This window comes from Moorena sp. SIO4E2 (genome assembly GCF_010671945.1).
In the GTDB taxonomy this organism is placed as follows: domain Bacteria; phylum Cyanobacteriota; class Cyanobacteriia; order Cyanobacteriales; family Coleofasciculaceae; genus Moorena; species Moorena producens.
Genome location: NZ_JAAHIE010000553.1, coordinates 1 through 4,530, shown reverse-complemented (window position 1 = coordinate 4,530; position 4,530 = coordinate 1). Strand labels below are relative to the sequence as shown.

General features: G+C 44.6%; 5 protein-coding genes and 1 pseudogene. 1 reads left to right on the top strand and 5 read right to left on the bottom strand.

Annotation, left to right across the window (positions count from 1 at the left end):
• Positions 1 to 102: 102 nt before the first annotated feature.
• Positions 103 to 276: a hypothetical protein gene (locus F6K37_RS32840; RefSeq protein ID WP_287254841.1), complete on the bottom strand. Its 174-nt coding sequence runs from the start codon at positions 274 to 276 to the stop codon at positions 103 to 105.
• Positions 277 to 390: 114 nt separating this feature from the next.
• Between F6K37_RS32840 and F6K37_RS32835 the strand changes: the two are divergent.
• Positions 391 to 894, top strand: a pseudogene (locus F6K37_RS32835) (DUF29 domain-containing protein).
• A gap of 102 nt (positions 895 to 996) precedes the next feature.
• Here the strand turns inward: F6K37_RS32835 and F6K37_RS32830 are convergent.
• The 4 genes from F6K37_RS32830 to F6K37_RS32815 all read right to left on the bottom strand — a co-directional run bounded on the left by F6K37_RS32830 (position 997) and on the right by F6K37_RS32815 (position 4,203).
• Entirely contained in the window at positions 997 to 1,680 is a 684-nt protein-coding gene (locus F6K37_RS32830; RefSeq protein WP_131826917.1) for a hypothetical protein, read from the bottom strand.
• A gap of 675 nt (positions 1,681 to 2,355) precedes the next feature.
• Positions 2,356 to 3,204: a M48 family metallopeptidase gene (locus tag F6K37_RS32825; RefSeq protein ID WP_008183415.1), complete on the bottom strand. Its 849-nt coding sequence runs from the start codon at positions 3,202 to 3,204 to the stop codon at positions 2,356 to 2,358.
• A 96-nt stretch (positions 3,205 to 3,300) separates the two neighbouring features.
• On the bottom strand, positions 3,301 to 3,423 hold the full coding sequence (locus F6K37_RS32820; RefSeq protein WP_287254840.1) for a hypothetical protein: 123 nt from the start codon (positions 3,421 to 3,423) through the stop codon (positions 3,301 to 3,303).
• Positions 3,424 to 3,510: 87 nt separating this feature from the next.
• A complete protein-coding gene (locus F6K37_RS32815) occupies positions 3,511 to 4,203 on the bottom strand; it encodes a TIGR00266 family protein (RefSeq protein ID WP_008183418.1) in 693 nt (230 codons plus the stop codon).
• Positions 4,204 to 4,530: the final 327 nt, after the last annotated feature.

The following is a 4,530-nucleotide window of genomic DNA, read 5'->3' as shown; positions in this document are numbered from 1 at the left end:
CATTGCGACTGATGTTTTCTAGTCTTCGTCTTTGTTCGATTGTCAGCAGCACTTTATCTCTACGACCTCTTCCCATTTTTTTGACCTCAAATAATCATCCTTCTATTCCACTATTTTAGCTGTGCCACGCCAGTAGGGTGCGTTAGGGAAGGGCTCGCCCTCATTTTCCACCTCGTAGCCAGGGTTGAGATAGCCCGCCCCGTAACGCACCACTAAAGGTATTGAGCTAAAGGCTGACCACTGACCACTGACAGCTGACAGCTGAATTCTTAGCATGAAATTATTGTGTAGCGGCTTAAGAATTGGGATCGCCAAACAAATCAAAATCCCCGTCTAGGTAAGAGCGGGGAGTCTCCAAATGCTAGCATCAATTAATTGGGGAAATGAGCGATGACAACAACCCACAACCTTTATCAGCAAGACTTTTACTTATGGACCGAGGCAACTGCGCAACAGTTACGGGAGGGTGAGTTTACCCAAGTTGATGTAGCGAATCTGATTGAAGAAGTCGAAAGCATGGGTAAACGGGAAAAGCGCGAGTTAAAAAGTCGCTTGATTGTGTTGCTGATGCATTTACTGAAGTGGATGTATCAACCAGGGAAAAGGAGCGATAGTTGGATCAATACTATCACTGAACAGCGTATCGCTTTGGAAGAATTGCTGGAGGATAGTCCTAGTTTAAAACGGTGCGACCCAAGGGCGATTTACTCGCCCTAGGAGGCGCGCACCGTAGCGTTTTTGCCAGAGGTCTTTGAGCAAAGTTATCAGAAGGCTCGGATTAAGGCAGCCCAGGAAACTGGGATTAAGTTGAGCACTTTTCCTTGTGAGTGTTCTTTTGCTCAGGAGCAGGTTTTGGAAGCTGGCTTTTTCCCAGAAGTGTTGAACAGGGGATAGAGAATAGGGAGCAGCGACTACATCGCTACTCCCTATTCTCTAAAACCCAGGAAAAAAGTACTTTAAGGAATAGAAAACTGGTATACTTAAACTCAGTAACTACTATCTGCGCCAAGAACTACCTGCATCTTTGCTGTCACCGACGGGTCCCTTGCCATCTTTCGGTGGATTGTAATCTGTGAATGGATTCCAACTCATGACAGTTGACAATTGTTTTGACTCAGGTTTGGGCGAGACAGGGTCAGAGGGCAAGGTTGATTGACCTGAAGACGACTTGGTAACACTAGATGCTTGTGGGTCAGTACACTCAGGATTTTCATCAATTACCTGGTGAAATTTGCAGAATGATCCGGCGTTTTCGCCGTCACCTACGGGGCCGTCTCCATCATTGGGTGGTGTGAAAGTATTTACCATCTGTAGTTGTGATAGTTGTAGTTGTCTTGATGCTGATATTGGTAACAGTTGTGGGTTACTAAACTCAGGATTTTCATGGATTAGCTGGTACAATTTCCAGAGAGATCCGGCGTCTCCGGTTTCACTGGGAGGTCCGTCTCCATCATTCGGTGGTGTGTAATTCATTACTATCGTTAGTTGTGATGATTGTGATAGTTTTTTGAATTCTTGGGATTCTTGGGATGATGATTGCTGGTCAATCGGCTGAGAATTACTATCGCTTAGTTCCTTGAATACCTTCAGTATCGTTGCTGCTAATTGTTGCCAGCGCTTTCTGATGTTGAGAGTGAAGGAAACTAGTGTTGTCCAAAGCTGCTTTAGCAAATTAATCATTTGAGAATACACCTTTTCTAGAAATTCATCAAACACCGGCCCAGGCGGCGTTTTTTCATTGCTACTTGTTACAGCGCCTCTCAAGCCAACTTTTCGCAGATGATCAGAAAAATTTTTTTTTGAAGCAAAATTTGCTTAGGTATTCTAGTTTCCTTGGTGTTTGAGATCAGATCCGGATCCATTTGAGTTGTGAACGATTACCCTTAGAAAAAGGCAAGGGGCAAGAAGCAAGAAGCAAGAGGGGAAAGATATCCGGCGTTTTATTGGATAAAAAAAAAGACCTTCTAGGTTTACATCTCATTTAGAAACCCAATAGGATTTGTCAATTGGGTGAGGTACAAGGTTCTCGGTTTTAGGGAGTAGGGACTTCCGAGCAGGTAACTTCGGATCAGGGAACAGATTTCGCACTTCGATTTGTAGTACGAAAAACACAGAGCGATCGCTGGATGATATAGCGCTACGCGCAAGGCAAAAGGCAAAAGGCAAAAGGCAAAAGTGGACTACAACAGCTTTTAAGCTTGTATAAATGTCCTAACCTTAATCGGTAGTGCTATATAGCGCTACGCGCTATAAAACCCCACCGTCTTTACGGTGTCCACAATTGGATGGGGTTTAAATCCCCATCCAATTGCCTTCAGCATAGCTGCCTTCAGCATAGCTGCCTTCTGCCCTCGTTTAATATGGGTATTCAACTGGACTTGATATCAGGTGAGATTGATTCAGATTTTCCGGGAGAGGCGATCGCTCCTTGAGAGGATAATTTTGTTCCTTAATCAGACGCTGTAGTCGGGTAACTCGCTTACCCGGAGATGGGTGACTTGATAAAAAATCCCAGGACGCTCCTCGTTTGTGACTCATTCTCGCGAAAAAATCTGTTGCGCCAGCAACATGACCATAAGTTTGCTGCAACAACCTCAAGCCAAACTCATCCGCCTGTTGTTCCTGTGACTGGGAAAATTTCGACTTAGAGAGTGTTGCCAATCCGGAAATAGCCAAAGATTCTAGGGCTCCTACATCACCAACAAAATAAGCGATCGCTGTCCGCAGCAGCAATGTTCTTCCCAAACTGCGCAGATGATCTCGGTGAGCAAAATGACCTAACTCATGTCCTAATACCATCATCAACTCATTTTCTGACTCGACCTGTTTCAAAAAACCGGCGTACACCACAATCACATCCCCCGGTAGTGCTAAGGCATTTACTGTGTCCTCTGGTAGATAAAGCACCCGGTAATCTCGTTGTCTAGATTGCTCCGGTGGTAGTTGTTTTTCCAATCGCGCCAGCAGTTGATTGAGGGTATCTTGAGTTGGTGATGGTTGAGCCTGCTGCTCATAAACCGGAACGATTACAGCTCCCAGCTTTTGCTCGACACTAGGAGGAATTAGCCCAATTAGACTGTTGATCAGCAAGTTCAACAGCCAAATAACCCCCACAATAAAACTGATAAATAGCCCCAATAAAATCAGTAGTTGACGGTTACTTGGTGGTGGGTTGCGACTCTGAGGTATATCTGGAGAGGGCATAATTAGTGATGGGGGATTAGTGATTAGGGATTAGTGGTAAGCATATGCGCGAAGCGCACGCTACTTGAGGTGCCGTCAGCTGTCAGCTGTCAGCCGTCAGCTTAAAATAAAATTGAAAGTCTGGGGAAAAGCCATTGGCCCTAGGCCAATAGCTGATAGCTCATAGCTGATAGCTGAACGCGATCGCGTGCGCGTAGCGCTTAAGCTGATACGCGACACGCTGATAGCTGATAGCTAATGGCTGAATGCTTACGATTAGTGATTAGGGATTAGTGATTAGCTTGCTATTTAGCTATTACCAATTTCTTAGTCACTCTTAGTTGGACGGAAAGGATTTAAAAAATTAATTAACCCATAAAGCTCACGAGATTGAATCCATAAGCGTCCTTCACCACTGAAACGACAGACTAACCCTTCTCCACCCAAAACTCCAGTTTTAAGACCTCGAAATGATAAACCACCCAGCACCTCAACCTGGTAATTTAGAGTATCTTCAAATGCCACGATATAGCCAGTGTCTACTACATAGTCACCCGCCACTGGAATTTCTACAATTGCTCCATAAGAACTAAACCAAAAATCCCCTTGGCCTGTAGCTCGAATCAGGAACAAAGACTCGCCACTGAAGAAGCCTTTAAAGCCTTGAAATTGCGTGTCAATTTCTATTTCTGGACTACAGGCAACAAATCCTGAAGACTGTACCATTAAACCCTGGTTTCTCAGGTAGTAATGCTGAATATCTCCAGGCACTCCTGGCGAGACATAAATTTGCCCAGGCTCTTTTTCAGCAGTAAACTCACTAACAAAAAATGATTCACCACTTACCATCCGACCCAGTCCTGTCATCAAGCCACCTCGTACTTTGGACTTCATCGAGATACTTGAGTCCATTGCTGCCATTGCTCCTGATTCAATTAAGACTGTTTGGTCTGCCTTTAAGTTTATAATCAAAGAGGCATAAGCGGGAGAATGCTCAATTTCGTAGTCAATTTTTTTCATGATTTTTATGGCCTATCTATTATTATGTATTGCTATAACTAATAGCAATGGATAGTAAACAATACTGTGTAAATAATTATGAATTCACGGGAAGTATAGCAGAAGTCAGAAGTCAGAAGTCAGAAGTCAGAAGTTAAACTCAAGCCAAACTGTAGTTTGAGACTTTTGTCATGTCCTAATTACCCTGGCGACTGCTATAACTCTACTCCCGACTCCCGACTCCCGACTCCCTACTCCCGACTCCCGACTCCCGACTCCCGACTCCCGACTCCCGCCTCCCGACTCCCGACTCCCGACTCCCGACTCCCTACTTCAAGCAACAATCTT

What these genes read in the sequence shown, in the direction of transcription:
- F6K37_RS32840 (WP_287254841.1), bottom strand. Translation starts at nt 276, where the DNA reads ATGCTAAGAATTCAGCTGTCAGCTGTCAGTGGTCAGTGGTCAGCCTTT.
- F6K37_RS32830 (WP_131826917.1), bottom strand. Translation starts at nt 1,680, where the DNA reads ATGATTAATTTGCTAAAGCAGCTTTGGACAACACTAGTTTCCTTCACT.
- F6K37_RS32825 (WP_008183415.1), bottom strand. Translation starts at nt 3,204, where the DNA reads ATGCCCTCTCCAGATATACCTCAGAGTCGCAACCCACCACCAAGTAAC.
- F6K37_RS32815 (WP_008183418.1), bottom strand. Translation starts at nt 4,203, where the DNA reads ATGAAAAAAATTGACTACGAAATTGAGCATTCTCCCGCTTATGCCTCT.